This is a genomic window from Bifidobacterium miconisargentati (assembly GCF_019331675.1).
Lineage (GTDB): Bacteria > Actinomycetota > Actinomycetes > Actinomycetales > Bifidobacteriaceae > Bifidobacterium > Bifidobacterium miconisargentati.
Window position 1 is genome coordinate 1 of sequence record NZ_JAHBBJ010000023.1, and the last position, 24,821, is coordinate 24,821.

A 24,821-nucleotide genomic window follows, 5' to 3' on the forward strand; every position below is an offset into this window, starting at 1 on the left:
TTCATCAGGCGCTTGCTGGTTGCTTGTTTATCTTGGTCGAAAACATCCTACCCAGGAAGCGCTCTTCTCTTACTCCCTCAACGGCTCAACGACGAACCCACACCCACGAAAACAACACAAGCGCCTGAAAAAGTTAGGCAAGGCCCTCCTCTGCCTCATCGCCGCCGTGGCGATGCTCTTCACCGGCCTCACCGTCGGCGCCGCCCCCGCAATGGCGGACGGTGATCCGACGTATACCGTTACCATCAAAAACGAAGTGACCGGGTATACGTATGAGGCGTATCAGGTATTTTCGGGCACGCTGAGCGAAAAAGACAGCAAAACGACCCTGTCCAGCATTGTATGGGGCAATGGTGTCAATGGTTCTAACTTGCTGTCCGCGTTGAAGGCGGTCTCGACATCGAGCGATTCGAAGCTGATCATCACAAAAACCGAAGGCGAAGGTGACGACGTCAAGACGACTAAGGTCAACCCATTCGCTGATATCGAGGAAAACGAAGATGCGGCAAAGAACGTTGCGAATGTGCTTGGACAGAACTCCTCGAATACTGATTTCGTGAAGGCATTTGCTAAGATCGCCGCCGCTAACAAGAGCGCGACGAAATACGTGAGCACCGAACAGAAGAACGGCGAGGCAACTACTGGTTACCAGATTTCCAATCTTCCTGCCGGCTACTACCTGATTCTGAATTCCAGCGTGCCCACTACGGATGATGCCGCGTATACGGAGTATCTGCTTGAAGTTGTCAAGAACATCCCGAATCTAACTCCGAAGAGTCAGGTGCCGACCCATAACAAGAAGGTTCAGGAAAAGAATGACTCCTTGGCTGAATCCACTACTGATCCAAAGAACCCGACGGATTGGCAGGATGGTGCCGACTATGACATCGGCGATTCCGTTCCGTTCAAGATTACTGGCACGCTGCCGGCAGACACTGATCGTTTCGCCGCTTACGACACCTACAAGTTCGTGTTCCACGATCAGCAGGACGCAGGTCTGACCTTCAATAATGATGCAACGTTGACATTGATTAAGAAGGGCCAGACCACCGGTACCACGATTCCGAAAAAGGGAACGAAGGATGGTGCTGAACATACCAATTACACGGTCAACTACACCGTCGATGATCAGGGTGTCGTCACAAAGCAGGCGGATGATTGCACGTTTGAGATCAGCTTCACCGATGTCAAATCCTTGTATGATGAGAACGGCAATAAGATTGAGGTTTCCGCTGGTGATTCGATTGTAGCCGAGTACACGTCCAAGTTGAACAAGGATGCTGTGATCGGCAAGCCCGGTAACATCAACAAATCTCATCTGGAGTATTCCAACAATCCGAATGGTGATGGTACGGGCCATACCCCGTGGGATGATGTGACCGTGTTCACCTTCGAGCTCGAGGCTAACAAGGTCGGCGAAGATAGAAACACTGCACTGGAGGGGGCTGGTTTTTCCCTCTACAAGTGGGAGACGAAGAATAAAAAGCTTCAGTGGGTGAAGAAGTCGGAAATTGCTCCGTTCCAAAAGGCTGCGGCTGGTGATGTAGCAGATGAGTGGGGCTACAAGCTTGTGGATGGCAAGAGGGTTGCGCTCGAATCGAATAAGCCGACCACCTTCACCTGGCCCGGTATTGATTCCGGCAAATACAAGATTGAGGAAAGCACCGTGCCGGAACCGTACAACAAGATTAATGACAAAATTTTCTGGGTCGAGGCGACTTACTCCACTGACCATGACGAGGAGACTCCGGCTGCGGATTCGCTGACGCTAACGTTCTATGGTGCGGATGCGGATGGAAACCTTGACCGGAACACTGTTTTGTCCGGAGATGGCAAGGAATGGGCTATCAAGTCTCTGACGACTGGCACCGGTGATGATGCAGTTACCCATGAACAGGCCATCGGCTCCATCACTATTCAAAACAAGAAAGGTTCCGAACTGCCTGAAACCGGTGGCATCGGCACCACGATCCTGTACGTGGCCGGTGCTGCGTGCGTGATCGCCGCCGGCGTGTGGTTCGCACTGCGTCGCCGCAACGCCCGCTGAACACCGAGGGGATGAGCAATCATCCCTCTATGCTGTCCCGCTCCGTTTCGCTTCTCCTTTGGAGCGGGGCAGCCCCTCCTTATACCCCCGTCTTTGGATATGGCCCCGAGTCGAGGGGCTGAGTGGCGTAGACTGAAAACACTGGTATTAGCGCTTTTCCGGGGCTGGTGTTGCCGCTGGTCCCGTCCTAAGGGGAAGACAAGAAGAGATTGAAGCAAGGAAGAATGATGACTGACACAAATGGCGGCCGTTCCGGCCGAAGCGTGGCGGTGCTCGGCGCGCGCTGGGCAGGCAATGCCCTTGCGACGATCTGCGCGCTGGTGCTCGCCCTCGCCATGTGCATGGCCGGGCTTGTGGCCGTGCCTTCGGCTGTGGCCGATGAGGCTGCGACTACTGCGGATGAAGGCAGCATCACCGTTGATTATGAGAACGGCGATACGCCCATCGGCAATGCCACCGTAAAGCTGTATCACGTCGGTAACTGGAATTCGTCAGGCGAATTCGTGTCTATTAGTCCTTTTGATAATTACAACATTACGTGGAAGCAAGCGGATGCCGATGCCTATCGTGATTTGGCTGAGACCATCCGCGGATATATCACGAAAGACCATATCGATGCGAACAAAACTCAAACCACGAATGCTTCTGGCGTGGCTACGTTTGATGGTCTTGCCAAGGGCCTGTATCTGGTAGTCATCGAGTCGTACAACGATGGCGATTTCTCGTGTAAGCCTTCGGCACTGCTGGTCTCACTTCCTTCCGCCACTGGTGAGAATGGCAAGACCACGATGAATCCCACCATCTACCCCAAGACCAGCTGCGAAACCACCCCGCCCACTCCTCCGACCGAGACGGTGAAGAAGAAGGTCGTCAAGGTCTGGAAGGGCGATTCCGGCACCAACCGCCCCGGTAAGGTGATCGTGCAGCTGTTGCAGGACGGCAAGGTGATCGACGAGGTGGAGCTCAACGCCTCCAACAACTGGACGCACGAGTGGGCCAACCTGCCTGCCGGCCATGAGTACCAGGCGGTCGAGAAGACCGTGCCGGACAACTACACCGTGCTCGTGGATCGCGAGAATGACGTGATTACCATCACGAACACGTATACGCCGCCGACTCCGCCGGACGATAAGACGCCGCCGGATGACAAGACTCCTCCGAGCGACAAGACCCCGCCAAGCAAGAAGACCCCGCCGATTGGTGAGACCGGCTCCAATATCGTCATTGCGGCGATTTGTGCTGGTGTGCTGGGCGGATTGGGCGTGATTCTGCTGGTGCATCGGAAGCGGAAGGCGAAGTAGTGGGCGAGGGAGCTCCTCGGGGGCTCCCCTCAGTCGGCTTCGCCGACAGCTCATCAGCAATTACGGACGAACTCCGTTCGCGTTTTATTGGCTCGCCTGTCGGCTCGCACGCCACCTACGGACAGTCCACCGGACTGTCCGCTTTACGGTGGCGTCCTTCAGAGGGGAGCCAAGAAAACGGGTGTTGAGAAAAAGATTGACCCCCTCGGTCATGAGGGGGTCGATTTGTATGGAAAGGAATGGGGATGGCGGCTCATCGCAGGAAGACCGCGGATACGGTCTCGCGCATCATCTCCGCGTTCTTCGCGGTCATGCTGGTCGCGGGCATCGGCCTGATCGCGTACCCCACGGTCGCGGATTGGTGGAATCGTATGCACCAGTCGCGCGCGGTCGCCACCTATATCGAAGAGACCGAGGACCTTTCCAAGGCGCAGCGCAAGCAGATGCTCGAAGCGGCCCGCGCGTACAACGCTACCCTCCCATCGCAAACGGACCGCTGGCGTCCCACCAAGGAGCAGACCAAGCAGTACGACTCCCTGCTGGACGTCTCCGGCACCGGCATCATGGGCTACGTCACCATCCCCAAGCTCAAAGTGCGGTTCCCCGTCTACCACGGCACGGACGCGGGCGTCCTGCAGATCGCCATCGGCCATCTTGAGGGTTCCTCGCTGCCGGTGGGCGGCGCGACCACGCACGCCGCCGTCTCCGGACACACCGGACTGCCGAGCGCCAAGCTTCTGACCGGCCTCGACACCCTTGAAAAAGGCGACACGTTCGCGTTCCACGTGCTGGGGGAGACCTACACCTACCAGGTCGACAAGATCAGCGTGGTGCTGCCGACCAACCTCAAGAACCTCGACATCGAGGACGGCAAGGACCTCGCCACCGTCATCACCTGCACGCCCTACGGCGTCAACTCGCACCGTCTGCTTGTGCGCGGCCACCGCATCCCCAACCCCACCAAGCCGGACACCACCGACTACGACACCCCCGTGCGCATGATGACCGCCGGCATCGTCGCCGTGGTGGTCTCCGTGCTCGTGATCGGCGTGCTGGTCCTCCGCTGGCTCTACGTGCGCCGCCACCGCCCCGTGGGCCTGCACACCTCCGGGGTCGATGCCAGCGTCGAGAATCCGATCAATGCGGGAGATGACCGCTAATCAGTGGTCGAAATGCACGTCATCGCCGAAAAGACGATGCCATGCGTCGATGATGTCGTCATAGTTGCGTGTGACGGCAGCTTGAATCAGGCGGATATGCTTCGTCGGAATTCGACCATGATTGTGGGATAACGACACGGTGCCATCGGCATGCAGCACGAATCGGGCGAGATCTCGTTTGCCGCCTTGCGCCACATGGACATGAATGCCATGCTCACGGTCCAAGGTGCTGAAATACACGCTGTAGCCGGCCAGAAAGAAGACTTCAGGCATTGGCGTATTCTCGGTCGATGGATCGGAACTCGTCGATCATTGGCTTCATCTTGCCAAACCAGTGATGCAGAAAAGGCTCGCCCTGTTTGCCGAACGTGGAGGAGAGGATGTTGCCGTCATTGTCCAGTGTTGCGGTGCGGTCGAAACCTGATTCGGTGATTACCATCACGTCATCATCCCATTGGATCTTGATGCCATCCATGATGAATACGTTCTCGTCGGGCATGGTGCGCTCCTTTCGGTCATTCTTATTATCCCGCAGGCGGCTGCCTTCGGCAATGCGCTCCATCCGCGAAGAAAATGCGGAGGACTGCCCGCGCGGGGCGGCGCGGCGCCACGGAATGCGCGGAGTCGACTAGGATGAATCGGGTAACTGAGATATAAGGAATGGGACTCATATGCCGAAGATGTTTGGAACCGATGGTGTTCGTGGCCTGGCCAACAAGGATCTGACCGCCCGACTGGCGCTCGACCTGGGAGACGCGGCGGTGCGCGTGCTGGGCGACGCCGGCACGAAGGACAACCAGCCGGAGGGCCGCCGCCGCGCGCTTGTGGGCCGTGACACCCGCGTCTCCGGCGATTTCCTGGCCTCCGCGCTCTCGGCCGGCATGTCCGCCGGCGGTTTCGACGTGATCGACGCCGGCATCATCCCCACCCCCGGCGTGGCCTACCTGACCAGCGTGCTCAACGTGGAGATGGGCGCCGTGATCTCCGCCTCCCACAACCCCATGCCGGACAACGGCATCAAGTTCTTCGCCCGTGGCGGCTTCAAGCTGCCCGACCAGAAGGAGGACGAGATCGAGGCCGTGCTCGGCCAGGACTGGGAGCGCCCCACCGGCGCCGGCGTGGGCCGCGTGAGCCACGACCAGAACACCGCCACCAACCTGTACATCGACCACCTGGTCTCCACCATCGCGCCTTTGAACGACGACCAGACCCAGCCCAAGCCGCTGAAGGGCCTCAAGATCGTGGCCGACTGCGCCAACGGCGCCACTTCCGTGGTGGCCCCCGAGGCCCTGCGCCGCGCCGGTGCGGACGTGATCGTGATCAACGCCTCCCCGGACGGCTACAACATCAACAAGAACGCCGGCTCCACCCACCCCGAGCAGCTGCAGGCCATGGTCAAGGCCACAGACGCCGTGATGGGCGTGGCCTTCGACGGCGACGCCGACCGCTGCCTGGCCGTGGACGAGGACGGCAACATGGTCAACGGCGATCAGATCATGGGCATCCTGGCCCGCGCCAAGCAGCGCGAAGGTAAGCTGGCCCACGACACGCTCGTGGTCACCGTGATGAGCAACCTCGGTCTCAAGCTCGCTCTGAAGGACATGGGCATCAAGACCGTGGAGACCGCCGTGGGCGACCGCTACGTGCTCGAGGAGATGCTCAAGGGCGGCTACACGCTCGGCGGCGAGCAGTCCGGCCACGTGATCAACCGCGAATTCGCCACCACCGGCGACGGCACCCTGACCGCCCTGACCCTGTGCAACGAGGTGGTCAAGTCCGGCAAGAGCCTGAAGGAGCTCGCCGCCGACTTCCCGCAGCTGCCGCAGACCCTCATCAACGTGCCGAACGTGGACAAGACCGCCGCGTCCACCAACCCCCGCATCCAGGCCGCCGTGGCCCACGAGGAGGAGCTGCTGGGCGAGTCCGGCCGCGTGCTGCTGCGCCCCTCCGGCACCGAGCCGCTGGTGCGCGTGATGGCCGAGGCCGCCACCCAGGCCTACGCCGACGAGGTCTGCACGCGACTGGCCAAGATCGTGGCCGAAGAGCTCGCGCTGTAGTCCGTTAGCTCCCTTCTTCGCCTCGCTGCTGCAATCTGGCTCCCCTCTCCGAGGGGAGCTGTCAGCGAAGCTGACTGAGGGGAGCGCGCGCAACACGCAAGTCCCTTATTCCCTCCCTTATCCGCCCCTATATAAGGAACCCCATGTTTGGAAAGAACGCAAAAGTCGACCTCGAACTCAACCGCATCGTCGAGCAGCTCATCAAGACCGGCGGCAAGGAGAAGATCCTGCCCATCGTGCAGGCCGGCGAGCCGGTGCTGCGCCAGCAGACCATCGCCTACAACGGCCAGCTCTCCAAGCGCACGCTCCTGAAGCTCATCGACACCATGCACACCACCATGCTCGAGGCTCCGGGCGTGGGTCTGGCCGCCACCCAGATCGGCCTCGGCCTGGCCCTGGCCGTGGTGGAGGACCACGTGCGCGACGACGAGGATGATCCACGCGAAATCGCCGAATTCCCGTTCCATGTGATCATCAACCCCACCTACAAGCCCACGAGCGACAAGACCGCCAGCTTCTTCGAGGGCTGCCTGAGCTTCGACGGCTACCAGGCGGTGCGCAAGCGCTGGCTGGACATCGAGGCCGAATGGGACGACGAGGACGGCAAGCGTCACAAGGAACTCCTGCACGGCTGGCCGGCCCGTATCTTCCAGCACGAAACCGACCACCTGAGCGGCGAGCTGTACATCGACCGTGCCGAAATCCGGTCGCTGACCACCACCGAGAACCTCGAGGACTACTGGTGCGACGACCCGGTTCCCACCGAGGCCGCCGAGGAGCTCGGTTTCGCGCTGTAACGCCGGGATTGGGCGGAACTGGTCGGATTTGCCGAAGGGCGGTCAGATTCAGTGGTCGGATTCGCCGGAAATCGGATAATACCGGCGGAATTAGGTTGATTCAGGTGGTTTGGCCGTTTTCTCGGCTCCCCTTGTCAGGGGAGCTGGCAGCGAAGCTGACTGAGGGGTAGTCGCGCGGTATATGTGGCTACTACCCCTCAGTCTCGCTACGCGATCCAGCTCCCCTGACAAGGGGAGCCGAGAAGGGGACCAATCCCCGTCTCAGGCCATCGCTATACTCCTGACCTCGTGAGTGAATATCAGGACAGCCGTCAGCAGCGCGAACACCGCCGCCGCACCATGGTGCGCGTGGTGTGCGTCGTCATTGCTGTGGCCATGCTCGGCTCCCTGGTTATCCCCGCCATCTACGCGGGGCTTTGACGCTGCCTGTGCACACCGTGCCCGCGGAAGAGCACGTCTGATGCACAGGGGCGATCTGGCAAGCCAACACGCGAACGGCAATCAGCCATCGGCGAACGGCTCGCGAACAATCCTCCCAATCGCATCGCAATACCGCGGACCGGCAGGCCGGGGAGTCCAGCCCGAAAGACACGAGTCCAGACCGCCAAGCCAGCAGCGGAAGCGGGAACCGGAATCGTGAAGCAGGGAGCGGGACCGAACCGACGGCCCCAAGCCAACGGAATGTGCACAGGCTGTCAACGAAGACGTGATATTCCAAGGTATTTCACAGCACGAACAGTAAGGTAAGACACGATGGCAGAATTTGACTTTTCCCAAGCAATCGGTGACGCCCGCGCCAAGTACGATTCCATCGCCAAGGCGCTGGACGTGGACCGTCTGAAGTCCGAGATCAAGGAGCTGGAGGCCCAGGCCGCAGCCCCCGGCCTCTGGGACAACCCGGAGAACGCCCAGAAGGTGACGAGCAAGCTCTCCGCCGCCGAATCGCAGCTCAAGCGCCTCGACTCCGCCTCCCAGCGCATCGACGACGTGGAGACGCTCGTGGAGCTCGGCCGCGAGGAAGGCGACCAGGACTCCCTGGACGAGGCCCAGAACGAGATCGGCGAGATCCAGAAGGACCTCGACTCCATGGAGATCCAGACCCTGCTCGACGGCGAATACGACGAGCGTTCCGCGGTGGTCACCATCCGCTCCGGCGCCGGCGGCGTGGACGCGGCCGACTTCGCCCAGATGCTGCTACGCATGTACCTGCGCTACTGCGAGCGTAACGGCTTCAAGGCCAAGGTCATGGACACCTCCTACGCCGAAGAGGCGGGCATCAAGTCCGCCACCTTCCAGGTGGACGCGCCCTACGCCTACGGCCGCCTGTCCGTGGAGGGCGGCACCCACCGACTGGTGCGCATCTCCCCGTTCGACAACCAGGGCCGCCGTCAGACCAGCTTCGCCGCGGTCGAAGTGGTGCCGCTGGTCGAGGCCACCGATCACATCGACATCCCGGACACCGACATCCGCGTGGACACCTACTGCTCCTCCGGCCCCGGCGGCCAGGGCGTGAACACCACGTACTCCGCCGTGCGCATCACCCACTTGCCCACCGGCATCGTGGTGACCATGCAGGACGAGCGCTCGCAGATTCAGAACCGCGCCTCCGCCATGGCCGTGCTGCAGTCCCGACTGCTGGTGCTGCGTCACGAGGAGGAAGCCAAGAAGAAGAAGGAGCTCGCCGGCGACATCAAGGCCAGCTGGGGCGACCAGATGCGCTCCTACGTGCTCCACCCCTACCAGATGGTCAAGGATCTCAGGACCGGCTACGAGACCAGCCAGACCCAGGCCGTCTTCGATGGCGACATCAACGGCTTCATCGAGGCCGGCATCCGCTGGCGTCACGAGCAGCGCCGCCAGGCCGCCGCCGAAGCCGAAGAGTAAATCTCGAACACTTCGGCTCCTCGACCGAGGAAGCCAAGATAATCGAAGGAAAGCAAGAGCAAACATGGCACTGATCTCATTGGATAACGTATCCAAGATCTACCCCAGGGGCACGCGCCCCGCACTCGACGGCATCAACCTCAACATCGAGCGCGGCGATTTCGTGTTCCTGGTGGGTGCCTCCGGCTCCGGCAAGACCACGCTGCTGAGCCTCCTGCTGCGCGAGGAGGAGGCCACCAGCGGCGAGATCCGCGTGGCCGGCAACGACCTGCGCCGCATCCCGAACCGTCAGGTGCCGCATTACCGTCGTTCGCTGGGCTTCGTGTTCCAGGATTACAAGCTGCTCAACAACAAGACCGTGTGGGAGAACGTGGCCTTCGCCCTTGAGGTGATCGGCACGCGCCGCTCCACCATCAAGTCGCTGGTGCCCAAGGTACTGGAGACCGTGGGCCTCACCGGCAAGGAGCGCAACTACCCGCACGAACTGTCCGGCGGCGAGCAGCAGCGCGTGGCCATCGCCCGCGCGTACGTGAACCATCCGCAGATCCTCCTCGCGGACGAGCCCACCGGCAACCTCGACCCCACCACATCGCTGGGCATCATGGAGGTGTTGGACGCCATCAACCGCACCGGCACCACCATCGTGATGGCCACGCACAACGAGGAGATCGTCAACTCCATGCGCAAGCGCGTGGTGGAGCTGCACAACGGCAAGATCGTGCGCGACGAGGCCCATGGCTCCTACGATTCCGCACTCTACTTCCCGGACGCCGAGGTCGAGGCCCGCTCCGAACAGGCCTCGCGCATCCTGCCGTCCACCTTCACGTCCGACAAGTCGCTCGCCCAGGAGGACGGTCCGTCCGAAGGCATCGCACGACTGGCCAATTCCGTGCATTCCGGCCGCACCGGCCGTTACGGCGAGACCTTCGCCCCATTGGAGAACACGCTGACGTGGGGCAAGGGACTGCCGCTCGAGGAGCAGGCCAAGGCCGTGGAAGCGGAACGCGCCGGCAAATCCGCGGGGTCCGGTGCGTCCGGTTCCGCCGGCGATGGTTCCCGCGATGGTTCTGCCTCCGCCGCATCCGGTACTTCCGGTGACGTCGCCCAATCCAACCCCGATCACGCCCGTTTCATGCGTCCATCTTCCGGCGGCGCCCAGTCCGGTTCGTCCGATGCCGCGTCCGCCGATGCGCTGGAGCAGACGCAGACCTTCAATCCCATCACCGAGGGCTTCGGGCCTGCCGCCGTCCAGTCCGGTCAGTCTGATCAGCCCGGCCATTCCGCCGCGTCCGGCGGCACCGAGGGCCACAAGCCGCACGGCTGGGCCGCCGCCCTCGCCAAGTCCGATCCGAACAGGACCGACGCCCGCCCCGAGCAGTCCGGCCAGTCCAGCCAGTCCCGCACGACGGCCGATGGTGACGCAGCCAACCGCGACGATGCCGGTGCCGCTGCTGCCGCTACGGACGTTGTTGCAACCGATGGCTCGTCCGATGCCGACGCAACGGACTCCGCCAAGGCCACGGACCGGCACCAGTCGGATCACGACGATCATCGCAATGACGGACAGTCAACCGCCGCAACTAACGGCACGAACGCCGACGCTACCGCACCGGCCCCGCCCGCGGCAGGCGGACATCGTTCCCGTCATCACATTGACGCCGAACGGACAGCGGACCAACAGCACGATGACGCCGAACACGTCAGCGGCGAAACCAGCGAACACACGGAGGCCAAGTAATGCGCGCGCGATTCATCCTCTCCGAAACGTGGACCAACCTGCGTCGCAACCTGTCCATGCTGCTCTCGCTGATGCTGGTCACCTTCATCTCCTTCCTGTTCATCGGCGCATCCGTGCTCACGCAGGCGCAGATCACCAAGGCCAAGGGCGATTGGTACGACAAGGTGGAGGTAGTGGTCTGGCTGTGCCCGGACGGCACCAGCCAGTCGGCCAACTGCGCTTCCGGCAAGTCGCCCTCGGCCGCCGAGATCACCGCCCTGCAGAAGACCATCCGCGACGAGCTCAACGACACGGTCTCCAAGATCACCTATGTGAGCAAGCAGGACTTCTACGACAACACCTTCACCAAGCAGTACCCGAACGGCGAATTCCAGGGCCGTACCCTCACTGCGGACGACATGCAGGATTCGCTGTGGCTCAAGCTCAAGGACCCCACCAAGTACCAGGTGGTGGCCGAGGTGCTCTCCGGCAAGGAGGGCGTGGAGGACGTGACCGACCAACGGCAGATCTTCGAGCCAGTGTTCGCCGTGCTCAACCGCGCCACCGCGGTCACGGCCGTGCTCGCAGGCGTGATGGTGTTCGTGGCCATCCTGCTGACCGGCACCACGATCCGCATGTCAGCTGCATCCAGACGTACCGAGACGGAGATCATGCGATACGTGGGCGCCTCGAACTGGACGATTCGATTGCCGTTCATCCTGGAGGGCGCGATCGCCTCGCTGCTTGGCTCGGTGCTGTCCTGCCTGATGCTGTCGGTGATCGTGCGCGTGTTCATCACCGGATGGCTGGCCCAGTCGGTCACATGGATTCCGTACGTGAACCAGATGACGGTGCTCATGATCTCGCCGGGACTGGTGCTCGGCGCGGTGCTGCTGTCCATCATCGCCTCCACCATCTCCCTACGCCGCTACCTGCGCGCGTAGTGTTCCGCATGAGGTTGTTTTCGGCTCCCCTCTCTGAGGGCTGAGCCGTTAAACGGGAAGTCCAGTGGACTTCTCGTAGGCGAAGTGAGCAGCTATGCTGCGAAGGCTCTACGCAGTAGAGCTGTCGGCGGAAGCCGACTGAGGGGAGCTCCATATAACAGCAACAGATGCTCCCCTCAGTCACCTACGGTGACAGCTCCCCTCAGCGAGGGGAGCCAACGAACCGCACGCACCTCGCTTCCGCGAGACGCGAATCACACACAAAACCTGCACGATTCCCAGTTTCACGTGTTAAGGTGTGGCCTTACATAACACGAAAGGACTTTCTGCCCATGACGAAGGCGAATGTGATCAAGCCCGTACTGGCAACGCTCGTGGCCGCCGCGGCTTGCACCGCCGGACTGGTGTTCGGCCCCGCCCCATCCGCCCAGGCGGATACCTATTCCGACCTCATCAACGCCCAGAACCAGCACGCCGCGTCCGTGCAGCGCGAGGCCGAGCTCAAGCAGCAACTCGCCGGCGTCAACGAGGAACTGGCCAACAAGATCCTCGAACTGGACGATCTGACCAACAACAAGATCGTGGCCGCCCAGGCCAAGGTCACCGCCGCCAACTCCGCCGCCGCCACCGCGCAGGATGAGGCGGACGCGGCCGCCGACCGTCTGGCCGCCGCCCAGAAGGACAAGGAGACGCTCGAACAGCAGATCGAGCAGACCGGCAAGGATTACGACGACGCGCACGCCGCCGTGGCCCAGCTGGCCCGCGAGGAGATGCACGGCTCCGACGCCTCCGACGTGATGAGCGTGGTCACCGGTGCCACCAGCACGCAGGACTTCGTCAACTCCATGCAGTCGCGCGACGCCCTCTCCCGCAACGAGGCCAACGCGGCCTCCTCCGCGGCCACCACGCTGAACACCTCGATGAACCGCAGCGACCGTCTGGCCGCCATCGAGAAGCAGATCGCCACGCTGAAGACCAAGGCGGACGAGAAGGCCGCCTCCGCGCAGGCCGCCGCCGAGGACGCGCAGGCCAAGCGTGACGCGCTCGACAAGCTGCGCGCCCAGGGCGAGGCGAAGCGCAACGAGCTGTCCGCCCAGGTGGAAAGCCTGAACGACGAATCCGCCAAGCAGGCCGCGCAGACCGTGCTCATCGCCTCCCAGGTGGATTCCTACAACCGTCAGTACCAGAAGGAACAGGCCGAGGCCGCCAACAAGGTGGATCCGGGCATCCAGGGCACCACCACCGTGCCGTCCAACCCCACGGTGACGCCTTCCACCCCGTCGACCCCCACGGTAACTCCGTCCGTGCCGTCCGCCGGCACCGGTGGCCAGGGCACGTCCAACGGCGATTATGGCAACGCCTACGTGGCCGGCCAGTGCACGTGGTGGGCGTACGACCGCCGCAAGCAGATGGGCATCAACACCCCGTCCTACCTCGGCAACGGCGGTGACTGGTGGCGCACGGCCCCGTCCTACGGCCTGCGCGTGGACCATAACCCCGAAGTGGGCGCGGCCCTGTCCTTCCTGCCCGGTCAGGACGGCGCCGACGGCACCTACGGCCATGTGGCCGTGGTGGAGGCCGTGAACGGCGACGGCACCTTCGTCATCTCCGAGATGAACGCCTACGCCGGCCCGTACAACACCAACACCCGCACCCTGACCAACTCCGGCCAATACTGGTTCGTGCACTGAGTTCTGCTTTCTTCGGCCCCCTCTGACGAGGGGGCTCCCGCAAAGCGGGTGGGGGAGAGAGCGGACGTAGTCCGGGGAAAGCGGTCGCTTCGCGACTCCCGTTTCGCCAAGAGCCTTCGTCCGAAGGCTCTTTTTCGTATTCATGCACGTTCGTGCTACCCTCGAATGTTGCGCAAACCGGTTGCGGGAAACCGTATGAAACCGCATGAAAGGAGGAGACCATGGCCAAGGAAACCGGCACCAAGCTGATCGTCCAGAACAAGAAGGCCCGGCATGATTACGCCATCGAAGACAAGTACGAGGCGGGACTGGCGCTGACCGGCACCGAGGTCAAGTCCCTCCGCGAGGGACGTGCCTCGCTGGCCGAGGCGTTCGTCTCCATTGACCGTCGCGGCGAGATGTGGCTGGAAGGCGCCAACATCCCCGAATACCTCAACGGCACCTGGAACAACCACGCCCCCAAGCGCAAGCGCAAGCTGCTGCTGCATCGCCAGCAGATCACCAAGCTCGCGCGCGGCATCGAGGCCAAGGGATACACGATCGTGCCGATCAGCCTGTACTTCAAGGACGGCCGTGTCAAGGCCGAGATCGCGCTGGCCCGAGGCAAGAAGGAATTCGACAAGCGTCAGGCCCTGCGCGAGGAGCAGGACAAGCGCGAGGCCCTGCGCGCCATGCGCTACGCCAACATGCGCCACTGATTGGTCTTCGGAATCGGATTGGCCCTGTCAAACCAGGGTTTACTGCTCGCCATTCTCGGCTCCCCTTATAAGGGGAAGTTGTCGGCAAATTCGACCGAGGGATAGTCAGATGGATTCATGTCGATTTTGACTAAACCGAGCCATCGGATGTCGCATCACCGTCCGAAATGCCCTGCTGAACTGATCTTCAGCGGGGCATTTTCGTGCGCCAATGTCCTTTCTGCCCCGCCGAAATCGGGTGAGCGGGGCATAAAAGGGTACTGATATGCAAGATGCCCTGCTGTCATCGATTCAGCAGAGCGACTTGGTAGCGTTATGCCGGTTTTGCCTCGATGATTCCTTTTCAACGGGGTAGAACGGTGGTTTACTGTCCATATCGCCCCGGTAAGATTCCATTGGCGCGGCTGCGCAGTGATTCACTGTCTGTTCTGCCCCGTTGATTCCCCTGTAACAGGACAGAACAGTGACTTGATGCCTATATTGCCCCGCTGAAAGCATTGATATGGGGTGACTCGGCGGTTTTATATCCGTTTTGCCGCGGTGAACTTCCTGTAAGCGGCGTAGAACAGTGACTTATTGCCTGCATCGCCCCGTGAGGAGGTTCCGTTAACGAGGTAGTGCGGTAGCGTGATGCGCGCCTCGCCTCGTCACACAATCCCAAACTATGTCCACTACGTGAACGGCGTCTCGCCATATTAACTGCCCCGTAGCATTGCGCACCTACTCTCGCGAATTAGTCGGGAAATATACCCGCCCGATCGACAATAACGGAGAGAGGAAATCCAATGTCTCTAAGCAAGGGAATCAAGTCTATCGCGGCCGCCACTTTAAGCGCGGCCATGCTCATCGCCGTCGCGGCCTGCGGCACCACCGACGGTTCCACCACCGCCTCCTCGAATGGCGGTGACTCCAAGGATTCGTCAAGCTCGTCCAAGACCGAAGGTTTCGACACCAGTTCCATCAAGAAGGACGACGCCATCGCGGCCCTCCTGCCCGATTCCGTGGCCGGCGACGGCACGCTGACCGTCGGCACCGATACCTCCTACGCCCCGGCCGAGTTCCTGGCCGAGGACGGCAAGACCCCGGTCGGCTTCGACGTGGATCTCTCCAAGGCACTGGCAGCCGTGTTCGGCCTCAAGGAGGAGACCGTCTCCTCCACCTTCGATTCCATCATCCCGTCCGTCGGCTCCAAGTACGACATCGGCATCTCCTCCTTCACCGTGACCAAGGAACGCCTTGACGCCGTGGACTTCGTGACCTACTTCAAGGCCGGCTCCACGTGGGTCACCAAGAAGGGCAACCCGGACAACGTGGACACCTCCAACCTGTGCGGCGTAAAGGTGGCCGTGCAGACCGGCACCACGCAGGAGGAGGAGGTCAACGCCGCCAACGAGAAGTGCAAGGCGGACGGCAAGGATGCCATCGACATCCAGTCCTCCAAGCTGCAGACCGACGTGACCACCGCCGTGGCCTCCGGCAAGGCGTCCGTGTTCTACGCAGACTCCCCGGTGGCCGGTTACGCCATCGAACAGACCGGTGACACGCTCGCCGCCCTCGGCGACGACACCGGCGTGACCCCCGAGGCCGTGGCCATCAAGAAGGGCGATTCCGCCACCGCCGAAGCCGTGCAGAAGGCCATCCAAAAGCTCATGGACGACGGCACGTACCAGAAGATCCTCGACACCTGGGGCGTCTCCTCCGGCGCCATCGACAAGGCCGAGATCAACCCCACCGTGTGACCCCTACCTTGGCTCCCCTCTCTGAGGGCCGAGCCGTGTAGCGGGCAGTCCGGTGGACTGCCTGTAGGTGAGGTGAGCGGCTGTGCCGCGAAGGCTCCCCTCTCTGAGGGCCGAGCCGTGTAGCGGGCAGTCCGGTGGACTGCCTGTAGGTGAGGTGAGCGGCTGTGCCGCGAAGGCTCCCCTCTCTGAGGGGAGCTGTCAGCGAAGCTGACTGAGGGGAGTCTTCTGGATTGAACTCCTCTCAGTCGTCTACGACGACGCCCCCCAAAGAGGGGAGCCAAGGCCGGCCTTAACGCGCTCGTAGCATCGCGGGTCTATGGTCCTTACCTGTATATTGGGTGAATTGTCGGAGAACCAAGTTTTCCCGTGCTCAATGCACCCAAAGAGGAAGAACCAAGAGAGGATCATCCCATGTCATTCAAGAACCTGAAGGCAGGTGCCGCGCTGCTGCTGAGCGCCGCCATGCTGATCTCCACCGCCGCCTGCGGCACCACCGACGAAGCCACCTCCGGCTCCGGCGATTCCGGCAAGTCCGGCTCCACCGACTCCGCCACCATCACCAGCTACGACGTCAGCTCCGTCAAGAAGGACGACGAGATCGCCGCCCTGCTGCCCGACTCCGTGACCAAGGACGGCAAGCTCACCATCGGCACCAACCCGTCCTACGCCCCGGCCGAGTTCCTGGACTCCGACGGCAAGACCCAGATCGGCTACGACATGGACCTCGCCCGCGCGCTGGGCAATATCTTCGGTCTTGACACCGAGATCGTCTCCTCCAACTTCGATACCATCATCCCGGCCATCGGTTCCAAGTACGATCTCGGTATCGCGGCCTTCACCATCACCCCCGAGCGCATGAAGTCCGTCGATTTCGTCTCCTACTTCACCGCCGGCATGGCCTACGCGGTCAAGACCGGCAACCCGAACAAGGTTGACGAGAACGACCTGTGCGGTCTCAAGGTGGCCGTGGAGACCGGCACCGTCGAGGAGGAGGCCATCAACGAGACCGCCAAGCAGTGCAAGGCGGACGGTAAGAAGGACATCGAGATCCAGTCCTCCAAGCAGCAGACCGACGCCACCACCGCAGTGGTGACCGGCAAGGCCGACGTGTTCTTCGCCGACTCCCCGGTGGTCGGCTACGCCATCGCCCAGACCGACGGCCAGCTCGAGCAGCTGGGCAAGGACTTCGACTCCGTGCCGAACGCCATCGCCATCAAGAAGGGCGAGACCGGCACCACCGAGGCCGTGCAGAAGGCCATGCAGAAGCTCATGGACGACGGCACCTACGGCAAGATCCTCAAGCACTGGGGCGTCGAGTCCGGTGCCCTGACCAAGGCCGAAATCAACCCGAACGTCGCTTGACATATAAGCCCGGCTCCACTCTTTGAGGGCCGAGCCGTGAAGCGGGAAGTCCGGTGGACTTCCTGTAGGTGAGGTGGGCGGCTGTGTCGCGAAGGCTCCCCTCGTTGAGGGCCGAGCCGTGAAGCGAACAGTCCGGTGGACTGTTTGTAGGCGAGGTGAGCGGCTGTGCCGCGAAGGCTCCCCTCGTTGAGGGGAGCTGGCAGCGAAGCTGACTGAGGGGAGCATTACATGAGGTGACTCCTCTCAGTCTCACTACGTTCGACGGCTCCCCTCGAGGAGGGGAGCCAGAACCAATAGCAGATAACCAAAAGGAAGAATATGGCGAAGAAAGAAGTCGACGGCGAGGGACTGGACATCCCCAACCGCATCAAGGCGCTGCCGGTCAAGCGCCCCGGCCCCATCGTGGCCGCCGTGATCGTGGCGCTGCTCGCCGCGATGCTCATCCAGGGCATGATCACCAACCCGAGGCTCGACTGGCCCACCGTCTGGAAGTACCTGTTCAACGAGAACGTGCTCGAAGGCATCCGATACACGCTGGAGCTCACCGTGATCTCCATGGTGGTGGCGATCATCCTCTCGGTCATCCTCGCCATCATGCGCAAATCCATCAATCCTGTGCTGCGTGGCGTGAGCTGGTTCTTCATCTGGTTCTTCCGTGGCACCCCTGTGTACACGCAGCTCATCTTCTGGGGCCTGTTCTCCGTGCTCATCCCGAAGCTGAGCCTGGGCATCCCGTTCACCTCCGTGGAGTTCTGGAGCATCGACTCCTCCGTGGTGGTCACCGCCTTCAACGCCGCGTGGATCGGCCTGGCCCTGAACGAGGCCGCATACCTGTCCGAAATCGTGCGTGCCGGCCTTGAGGCCGTGGATCCGGGCCAGACCGAGGCCGCGCAGGCCCTGGGCATGGGACGCACGCTCATCATGCGCCGTATCATCCTGCCGCAGGCCATGCGCATCATCATCCCGCCCACCGGCAACGAGACCATCGGCATGCTGAAGACCACGTCCCTGGTCACGGCCGTGCCGTTCACCCTCGAACTGCAGTTCGCCACGAACGCCATCGCCAACCGCATCTACAAGCCGATTCCGCTGCTGCTGGTGGCCTGCTTCTGGTACCTGCTCATCACCTCCATCCTTATGGTGATCCAGTCCCGTCTGGAGAAGCACTTCGGCAAGGGCTTCGACGCCCGCGCCATGGGCACCCGCGGCAAGCAGCCGCCGCTGCCCGGCAAGACCGAGGGCGAGCCCAAGGACGACGTGAACAAGCTCAACGAGGCCGCATTCACCGGCATGACCGCGTGAGTGGGGGAGAGACGAACATTATGACTGATACCACCAATACCGCCGCTTCCGCCGGTGCTAGCACTGTGCCGGCCATCAAGGCCACGCAGGTGCACAAGGCCTTCGGCTCCCTGCACGTGCTCAAGGGCGTGGACCTGACCGTCATGCCCGGCACCGTGACCGTGATTCTGGGTCCGTCCGGCTCCGGCAAGTCCACGTTCCTGCGTCTGATCAACCAGCTGGAGACTCTGACCGGCGGCTCCATCGAGGTGGACGGCGAGCTCATCGGCTTCAAGCACGTCACCAAGGATGGCCAGGATGTTCTGCAGACCCTGGACGACAAGGAGATCGCCGCGCAGCGTTCCCGCCTGGGCATGGTGTTCCAGCGCTTCAACCTATTCCCGCACATGACCGCGCTGGAGAATGTCATGGAGGCGCCGGTGCACGTCAAGCACGTCGCCAAGAAGGAGGCGCGCGAGCTGGCCGTGGCCGAGCTGGAGCGCGTGGGACTGGGCGACCGACTCGACTACTACCCCTCGCAGCTTTCCGGTGGCCAGCAGCAGCGTGTGGCCATCGCCCGCGCACTCGCCATGAAGCCCGAGATCATGCTCTTCGACGAGCCCACCTCCGCGCTCGACCCCGAGCTCGTGGGGGAGGTGCTCAACGTCATGCGCTCCCTCGCCAAGGAGGGCATGACCATGGTGTGCGTGACCCACGAGATCGGTTTCGCCCGCGAGGTCGCCGATCAGGTGGTCTTCATGGACGGCGGCGTCGTCGTGGAAAAGGGCGGCCCCGACATCATCGACCACCCCACCGAGCCGAGGTTTAAGGACTTCCTACAGCACGTGCTGTAGGAAGGCTGTTCGTATTACCTCAGCACTGTCGTGCTTCGGCGTCGCCTACGGACAGTCCACCGGACTGTCCGTTTGACGGCTCCGTCTCCAGCACGTTTTGTAATCATTCCGTGTGATTCAGACGCCCCACAACCATACGTTGTGGGGCGTTACTTGTTATTGGTAGGCTGGTGAGCCATGTGTGGAATCGTTGGATATGCAGGAAATGTTGACACCGCGTGCGGCAAGCCCCTTGAGGTCTGCCTGCAGGGCCTGGAGCGCCTGGAATACCGCGGCTATGACTCGGCCGGCGTGGCGCTGACCGCCCCCGGCATGGACAAGGTGGCCGTGCGCAAGAAGGCCGGCCGCCTCAAGAACCTCGTGGAGAGCATCGAACGCAATCCGATGCCGGACGCCACCGTGGGCATCGGCCACACGCGCTGGGCCACCAACGGCGAGCCGAGCGACGTGAATGCCCACCCGCACACCAGCATGGACGGCAAGGTGGCGATCATCCACAACGGCATCATCGAGAACGCCTCCCAGCTGCGTCTCGACCTGCAGGCCGAGGGCTACCGCTTCGCTTCCGCCACGGACACCGAAGTGGCCGCCAAGCTGCTGGGCAAGATCGTGGACAAGGTCATCGAGGAGAAGGGCCACCCTGATCTGTTCGAGGCCGTGCGTCGCATGGCCCGCATGCTGGCCGGCGCGTTCACCATCCTCGCCACCGACTGCCGCCAGCCGGACATCGTGGTGGGTGCCCGTCATGACTCCCCGCTCGTAGTGGGCCTCGGCGATGGGGAGAACTTCCTCGGCTCCGACGTGGCCGCGTTCGTGGCGTACACCAAGCGCGCGATGGAGGTGGACCAGGACCAGGCCGTGTGCGTCTCCGCCGATTCCGTGGTCGTCACCGACTTCGACGGCAACGTGGTGCCCGACCCCAAGACCTACACCGTGGACTGGGACGCCTCCGCCGCCGAGAAGGGCGGCTGGGACTCCTTCATGGACAAGGAGATCCACGAGGACCCGGCAGCCGTGCAGCGCACGCTTCTGGGTCGTTTCGATGCCAAGGGCGACATCACGCTCGACGAGGTGCGCATCGACGAACACGACTTCAAGGCCATCGACAAGATCATCGTGGTGGCCTGCGGCACCGCAAGCTACGCCGGCCAGGTGGCCAAATACGCCATCGAGCACTGGGTGCGCATCCCCGTGGAGATCGAGCTGGCGCACGAGTTCCGCTACCGCGACCCGATCCTGACCCCGCGCACGCTCGTGGTGGCCATCTCCCAGTCCGGCGAAACCATGGACACGCTCATGGCCCTACGTCACGCGCGCGAACAGGGCTCCAAGGTGCTCGCCATCTGCAATACGCAGGGCGCCTCCATCCCGCGCGAATCGGACGCCGTGCTCTACACGCACGCCGGCCCCGAGGTGGCCGTGGCCTCCACCAAGGCATTCGTGGCGCAGATCACCGCCGCCTACCTGCTCGGCCTGTACCTCGCGCAGGTCAAGGGCGCGATGTTCCGCGACGAGATCCATCAGGTGCTTGACTCCCTGAAGGACATGCCGCGCAAGATCCAGTGGGTGCTCGACACCCAGCCCAAGGCCATCCAGGCGGCGGCCGAGCACATGGTCAACGCCAATTCCTTCCTGTTCCTCGGCCGTCACGTGGGCTACCCGGTGGCGCTGGAAGGCGCGCTGAAGCTCAAGGAGATCGCGTACACCTTCACTGAGGGCTTCGCGGCCGGCGAGCTCAAGCACGGTCCGATCGCGCTGGTGGACGAAGGCGAGCCGGTGGTGTTCATCGTGCCGCCGGAACGCGGCCGCAACGTGTTGCACGCCAAGGTGATCTCCGGCATCGAGGAGGTCAAGGCGCGTGGCGCGTACATCATCGCCGTGGCCGAGCAGGGCGACCCCGACGTGGAGCGGTACGCGGACGTGGTGTTCTGGCGTCCGCAGTGCCCCACGCTGATGAGCCCGCTCGTGGACGTGGTGCCGCTGCAGCTGTTCGCCATGGACATGGCCAAGCTCAAGGGCTACGACGTGGACAAGCCCCGCAATCTCGCCAAGTCCGTGACCGTGGAGTGACGCGGGTGCGGATTATTCGGATGCGGTTTTTCTCGGCTCCCCTCTGGAGGGGAGCTGTCGCCGTAGGTGACTGAGGGGAGGCCTATAGCGTGACAAACTCCCCTCAGTCCGTTTCACGGACAGCTCCCCTCAAGGAGGGGAGCCGGATTCAGCGACCCCACCGTTACGTGATCGACGAACCGGAGATCCCGTTCGACCTTGACGTGCTGTATGAGGATGAGCGGATCATCGTGGTGGACAAGCCGCACTTCCTGCCCACCATGCCGCGCGGTATGTGGTACCGCTCCACGGCGCTCATGCGATTGCGCGAACGGCTCGGTGAGCCGGACATCACGCCGGCCCACCGGCTCGACCGGCTGACGGCCGGCGTACTGGTCTTCGTGCGCGACAAATCGTGCTGTGGCGCGTACCAGACGCTGTTCCAGGAGAAGCGCGCGGTCAAGGTGTACGAATGCCTGGCACCATGCCGGCCGATTACACGGCCGCAATACGGCACGGTCACTCCGCTGGAATCGCCGCGGCCCTTCCCACTGCTGCGGCGCTCGCACATCACCAAGGTGCGTGGCGTGATGACGGCTTACGAGGAGCCCGGTGCGGTGAATGCCGAAACGGTCATCGAGCGCGGTGGACTGGTGCTGCCGGACGAATCCTCGTCCCGACGGTCCATGGCTCAGTCATATGCCGGTGAGGTGCCGGACACTGCCTCGATTTCCGCCGCCATCGATTCCCGTTTCCGCTATCCGCGGCGGAAACCTGTTGGAAGCAGGGGGCACCGTGCCGATGACGCCGCATCGCCCCTGATCTGCCGCTACACCCTGCACCCGCGCACCGGCAAGACGCACCAGTTGCGCGTCCATATGAACTCGTTGGGGCTGCCGATCGTGGGCGATGACTTCTACCCGCGCATCGCTACCCGTCCCTACGACGATTTCTCCCAGCCGCTAGCACTGGTAGCACGCACGTTGCGCTTCGATGACCCCATCACCGGCGAGCCGCGCGAGTTCACCTCCCGCATCGCCCTGTAGCCGGCATGATGCCGAATCGCCCTGTGACCGTTCAGCTGATGTCGCGTACGGACCCGCGTTCGACCAACTCGGTGGGAATCACGGTCTTGACACCCACTGGCACACGGTCGCCCTCGCACTGGCGGCGGACCATGGAGAACGCGGTGGCGCCGATGTCGCCGAACCGCATGCGCATGGTGGTCAGGTTCAGCCGGGGGATCATGTCCACGAGCGAATCGTCCACGCCCACCACGCTCACGTCCTCGGGCACGCGCTTGCCGGCCGACTGCAGGCCGAGGATGGCACCGTACGCCATCTGGTCGTTGGCGGCGTAGATGGCCGTGCAGTTCGGGTCGTGCGCCAACGCCACGCCGGCCTGATAGCCGGAGTCCGCGCACCAGTCGCCGATGTACATGCTCGGCACCGGCGCGCCCATCTGTTCCAGCGCCTCACGCCAGCCGCGGGCGCGGCTTTCGGCGGCGCGGGAGGTGGCGGGGCCGGCGATGTGGTAGACGGTCTTGTGCCCCTTGCTCATGAGATAGTCCACGATGGCGGTGGAGCAGCCGTACTGGTCGGCATCCACGGTGGGGCAGTGGTCGGCGGCGCCCTCGCAGATGAGTACGACAGGCAGTTCCTTGGGTGGCTTGTATCCCACGAAGTCGGAGATGCGTTCCTCGAGCACCACGATCACGCCGTCCACCGGCTGGCGCTGCATGCGTTCGACGGCGGAGGCCAGCGTGCGCTCGGCACCGTGGCGCATGGTCTGGATGGTCACGGAGTAGTCGTCCTGCGCGGCGCTGGAGATGATGGAGTCGAGGATGCGGGAGTTGCCGAAGCTGGCGGTGTTGAACATGACCACGCCGATATCCTGGAAACGGCCGCGCTTCAGGGCGCGGGCCGCATAGTTGGGCCGATAGCCGAGCTTCTGCATGGCCGCTTCGACCTTCTGGCGTGTCTCGGGTTTGACGGCGTCGCTGCCATTGGCCACGCGGGAGACGGTTTGCGGGGAGACTCCGGCTTCCTTGGCCACATCCTGCATTGATACCTGCGTTGGCCTGGACATCGTGAACCCCTCCGATTGCCTGAAATTACAACGATTCGATAACAACGACTGCCATTGTACGTTTGTCGCGGTAGCGATAACATCATTGTTTTCGTGACCATTGTAGCAGAAGTGCCTAAAACACTGTATTATCGGCGAGTGGACAATGTTTGGAATCGTGTTATGATGATAACGCAAACATTTTAGTCAGCCTTCGAAGGAGAGGGGTTGGAAATGTCTTCAACCGAGGTCGCCGCAGGATCCGTGGGAGCGGATCAGGTGCGCGTCAATAAGCATAAGGCGGATTGGCGTGGATGGAAGTTCATGTGGCCGTTCGCGGTGGTGTTCGTGTTCGTGTTCATCATCCCGATCGTGTACGCCATCTACATCAGCTTCTTCAAGAAGCAGATGATCGGCGGCACGAAGTTCGTGGGGCTTGAGAACTACGCGCGTCTGCTGCAGGACGCGCAGTTCTGGTCGTCCGTGGGCCGCGTGGCGCTGTTCACGGTGGTGCAGGTGCCGATCATGCTCTTCCTCGCCGCGGCGATGGCGTTGGCGATCGATTCGATGAAGCTGCATGGCACGAAGTTCTTCCGTATCTCGACGTTCCTGCCCTACGCGGTGCCGGCCGTGGTGTCCACGTTGATCTGGGGCTTCGTGTATGGCGCGAAGTACGGCCTGGTCGGCTCGTTCAACGACTTCTTCGGCACGAACATCGACGTGCTGAAGCCTTCGGTGCTGCTGGCGGCTATCGGCAACATCAACACGTGGGAGTTCACGGGTTATAACATGCTGATCTTCTACAGCTCTTTGAGCACGATCCCGCATTCCCTGTATGAGGCCGCCTCCATTGATGGCGCGAGTGAGTGGCAGATCGTGAAGTCCATCAAGCTGCCGGAGCTCAAGGGCTCGCTGGCGATCACGGTGATCTTCTCGATCATCGGTTCGTTCCAGCTGTTCAACGAGCCTTCGATTTTGCAGAACATGGTGCCGGGCAACGCGATCACGACGTACTACACGCCGAACATGTACGCCTACAACCTGTCGTTCTCCGGCAACCAGTCCAACTACGCGGCCGCCCTGGCGATCGTGATGGCCGTGATCACGATGGCCATCGCCTACGCCGTGCAGCTGAACAGCATGAAGGAGCAGATGAAGTGATGCGCCGAATGC

At 62.5% G+C, this 24,821-nt stretch carries 20 protein-coding genes and 1 pseudogene; 18 read left to right on the forward strand and 3 right to left on the reverse strand.

The features are described 5' to 3' along the window. The 3 genes from KIH81_RS11165 to KIH81_RS11175 form a co-directional block, all read left to right on the forward strand. Nucleotides 1–2,047, forward strand: a 2,047-nt coding sequence (locus tag KIH81_RS11165; RefSeq protein ID WP_214305391.1) for an isopeptide-forming domain-containing fimbrial protein, incomplete at its 5' end; no start/stop codon positions are given. Between the two features lie 227 nt (nt 2,048–2,274). Continuing rightward, entirely contained in the window at nt 2,275–3,348 is a 1,074-nt protein-coding gene (locus tag KIH81_RS11170; protein ID WP_214305392.1) for a Cna B-type domain-containing protein, read from the forward strand. A 245-nt stretch (nt 3,349–3,593) separates the two neighbouring features. Then, nucleotides 3,594–4,508: a class C sortase gene (locus KIH81_RS11175; protein ID WP_214305393.1), complete on the forward strand. Its 915-nt coding sequence runs from the start codon at nt 3,594–3,596 to the stop codon at nt 4,506–4,508. On the opposite strand, the gene KIH81_RS11180 is transcribed toward KIH81_RS11175, so the two are convergent. Beyond that, entirely contained in the window at nt 4,509–4,781 is a 273-nt protein-coding gene (locus KIH81_RS11180; protein ID WP_214305394.1) for a DUF4160 domain-containing protein, read from the reverse strand. Next, nucleotides 4,774–5,007, reverse strand: coding sequence for a hypothetical protein (locus tag KIH81_RS11185; protein ID WP_214305395.1), 234 nt, complete (start codon nt 5,005–5,007; stop codon nt 4,774–4,776). The genes KIH81_RS11180 and KIH81_RS11185 overlap by 8 nt, the downstream gene beginning before the upstream one ends. Before the next feature lie 172 nt (nt 5,008–5,179). On the opposite strand from KIH81_RS11185, the gene glmM reads away from it, so the two are divergent. The 14 genes and pseudogenes from glmM to KIH81_RS11250 all read left to right on the forward strand — a co-directional run bounded on the left by glmM (nt 5,180) and on the right by KIH81_RS11250 (nt 22,627). Further along, nucleotides 5,180–6,565 (forward strand): phosphoglucosamine mutase, encoded by a 1,386-nt coding sequence (gene glmM, locus KIH81_RS11190; protein WP_214305396.1) that lies wholly within the window; start codon nt 5,180–5,182, stop codon nt 6,563–6,565. A 143-nt stretch (nt 6,566–6,708) separates the two neighbouring features. Continuing rightward, nucleotides 6,709–7,362 (forward strand): peptide deformylase, encoded by a 654-nt coding sequence (locus KIH81_RS11195; RefSeq protein WP_214305397.1) that lies wholly within the window; start codon nt 6,709–6,711, stop codon nt 7,360–7,362. A 288-nt stretch (nt 7,363–7,650) separates the two neighbouring features. Continuing rightward, nucleotides 7,651–7,782, forward strand: coding sequence for a hypothetical protein (locus tag KIH81_RS12225; protein WP_277745553.1), 132 nt, complete (start codon nt 7,651–7,653; stop codon nt 7,780–7,782). Nucleotides 7,783–8,115: 333 nt separating this feature from the next. Continuing rightward, on the forward strand, nt 8,116–9,246 hold the full coding sequence (gene prfB, locus KIH81_RS11200; RefSeq protein ID WP_214305398.1) for a peptide chain release factor 2: 1,131 nt from the start codon (nt 8,116–8,118) through the stop codon (nt 9,244–9,246). Between the two features lie 64 nt (nt 9,247–9,310). Next, a pseudogene (ftsE, locus tag KIH81_RS11205) lies at nt 9,311–10,244 on the forward strand (cell division ATP-binding protein FtsE); the annotation flags it as partial. Between the two features lie 739 nt (nt 10,245–10,983). Beyond that, entirely contained in the window at nt 10,984–11,907 is a 924-nt protein-coding gene (gene ftsX / locus KIH81_RS11210) for a permease-like cell division protein FtsX (protein ID WP_109057615.1), read from the forward strand. A 332-nt stretch (nt 11,908–12,239) separates the two neighbouring features. Further along, nucleotides 12,240–13,598 (forward strand): CHAP domain-containing protein, encoded by a 1,359-nt coding sequence (locus tag KIH81_RS11215; protein WP_214305399.1) that lies wholly within the window; start codon nt 12,240–12,242, stop codon nt 13,596–13,598. Between the two features lie 221 nt (nt 13,599–13,819). Continuing rightward, nucleotides 13,820–14,296: an SsrA-binding protein SmpB gene (smpB, locus tag KIH81_RS11220; RefSeq protein WP_109057613.1), complete on the forward strand. Its 477-nt coding sequence runs from the start codon at nt 13,820–13,822 to the stop codon at nt 14,294–14,296. Between the two features lie 785 nt (nt 14,297–15,081). Next, nucleotides 15,082–16,035, forward strand: a complete 954-nt coding sequence (locus KIH81_RS11225; protein WP_214305400.1) for an ABC transporter substrate-binding protein — start codon at nt 15,082–15,084, stop codon at nt 16,033–16,035. Nucleotides 16,036–16,446: 411 nt separating this feature from the next. After that, nucleotides 16,447–17,397 carry an ABC transporter substrate-binding protein gene (locus KIH81_RS11230; protein ID WP_214305401.1) on the forward strand — a complete coding sequence of 317 codons (951 nt, stop codon included), beginning with the start codon at nt 16,447–16,449 and terminating at the stop codon, nt 17,395–17,397. 318 nt (nt 17,398–17,715) lie between these two features. Further along, nucleotides 17,716–18,699: an amino acid ABC transporter permease gene (locus KIH81_RS11235; protein ID WP_214305402.1), complete on the forward strand. Its 984-nt coding sequence runs from the start codon at nt 17,716–17,718 to the stop codon at nt 18,697–18,699. 20 nt (nt 18,700–18,719) lie between these two features. Further along, nucleotides 18,720–19,532, forward strand: a complete 813-nt coding sequence (locus tag KIH81_RS11240; protein ID WP_214305403.1) for an amino acid ABC transporter ATP-binding protein — start codon at nt 18,720–18,722, stop codon at nt 19,530–19,532. Nucleotides 19,533–19,709: 177 nt separating this feature from the next. Next, the gene (glmS, locus tag KIH81_RS11245; RefSeq protein ID WP_214305404.1) at nt 19,710–21,602 is read left to right on the forward strand and encodes a glutamine--fructose-6-phosphate transaminase (isomerizing); all 1,893 of its coding nucleotides are present in this window, start codon (nt 19,710–19,712) and stop codon (nt 21,600–21,602) included. Between the two features lie 167 nt (nt 21,603–21,769). Next, a complete protein-coding gene (locus KIH81_RS11250; RefSeq protein ID WP_214305405.1) occupies nt 21,770–22,627 on the forward strand; it encodes a pseudouridine synthase in 858 nt (285 codons plus the stop codon). Nucleotides 22,628–22,658: 31 nt separating this feature from the next. On the opposite strand, the gene KIH81_RS11255 is transcribed toward KIH81_RS11250, so the two are convergent. Next, the gene (locus KIH81_RS11255; protein ID WP_214305410.1) at nt 22,659–23,645 is read right to left on the reverse strand and encodes a LacI family DNA-binding transcriptional regulator; all 987 of its coding nucleotides are present in this window, start codon (nt 23,643–23,645) and stop codon (nt 22,659–22,661) included. A 237-nt stretch (nt 23,646–23,882) separates the two neighbouring features. On the opposite strand from KIH81_RS11255, the gene KIH81_RS11260 reads away from it, so the two are divergent. Further along, on the forward strand, nt 23,883–24,809 hold the full coding sequence (locus tag KIH81_RS11260) for a carbohydrate ABC transporter permease (RefSeq protein ID WP_214305406.1): 927 nt from the start codon (nt 23,883–23,885) through the stop codon (nt 24,807–24,809). Nucleotides 24,810–24,821: the final 12 nt, after the last annotated feature.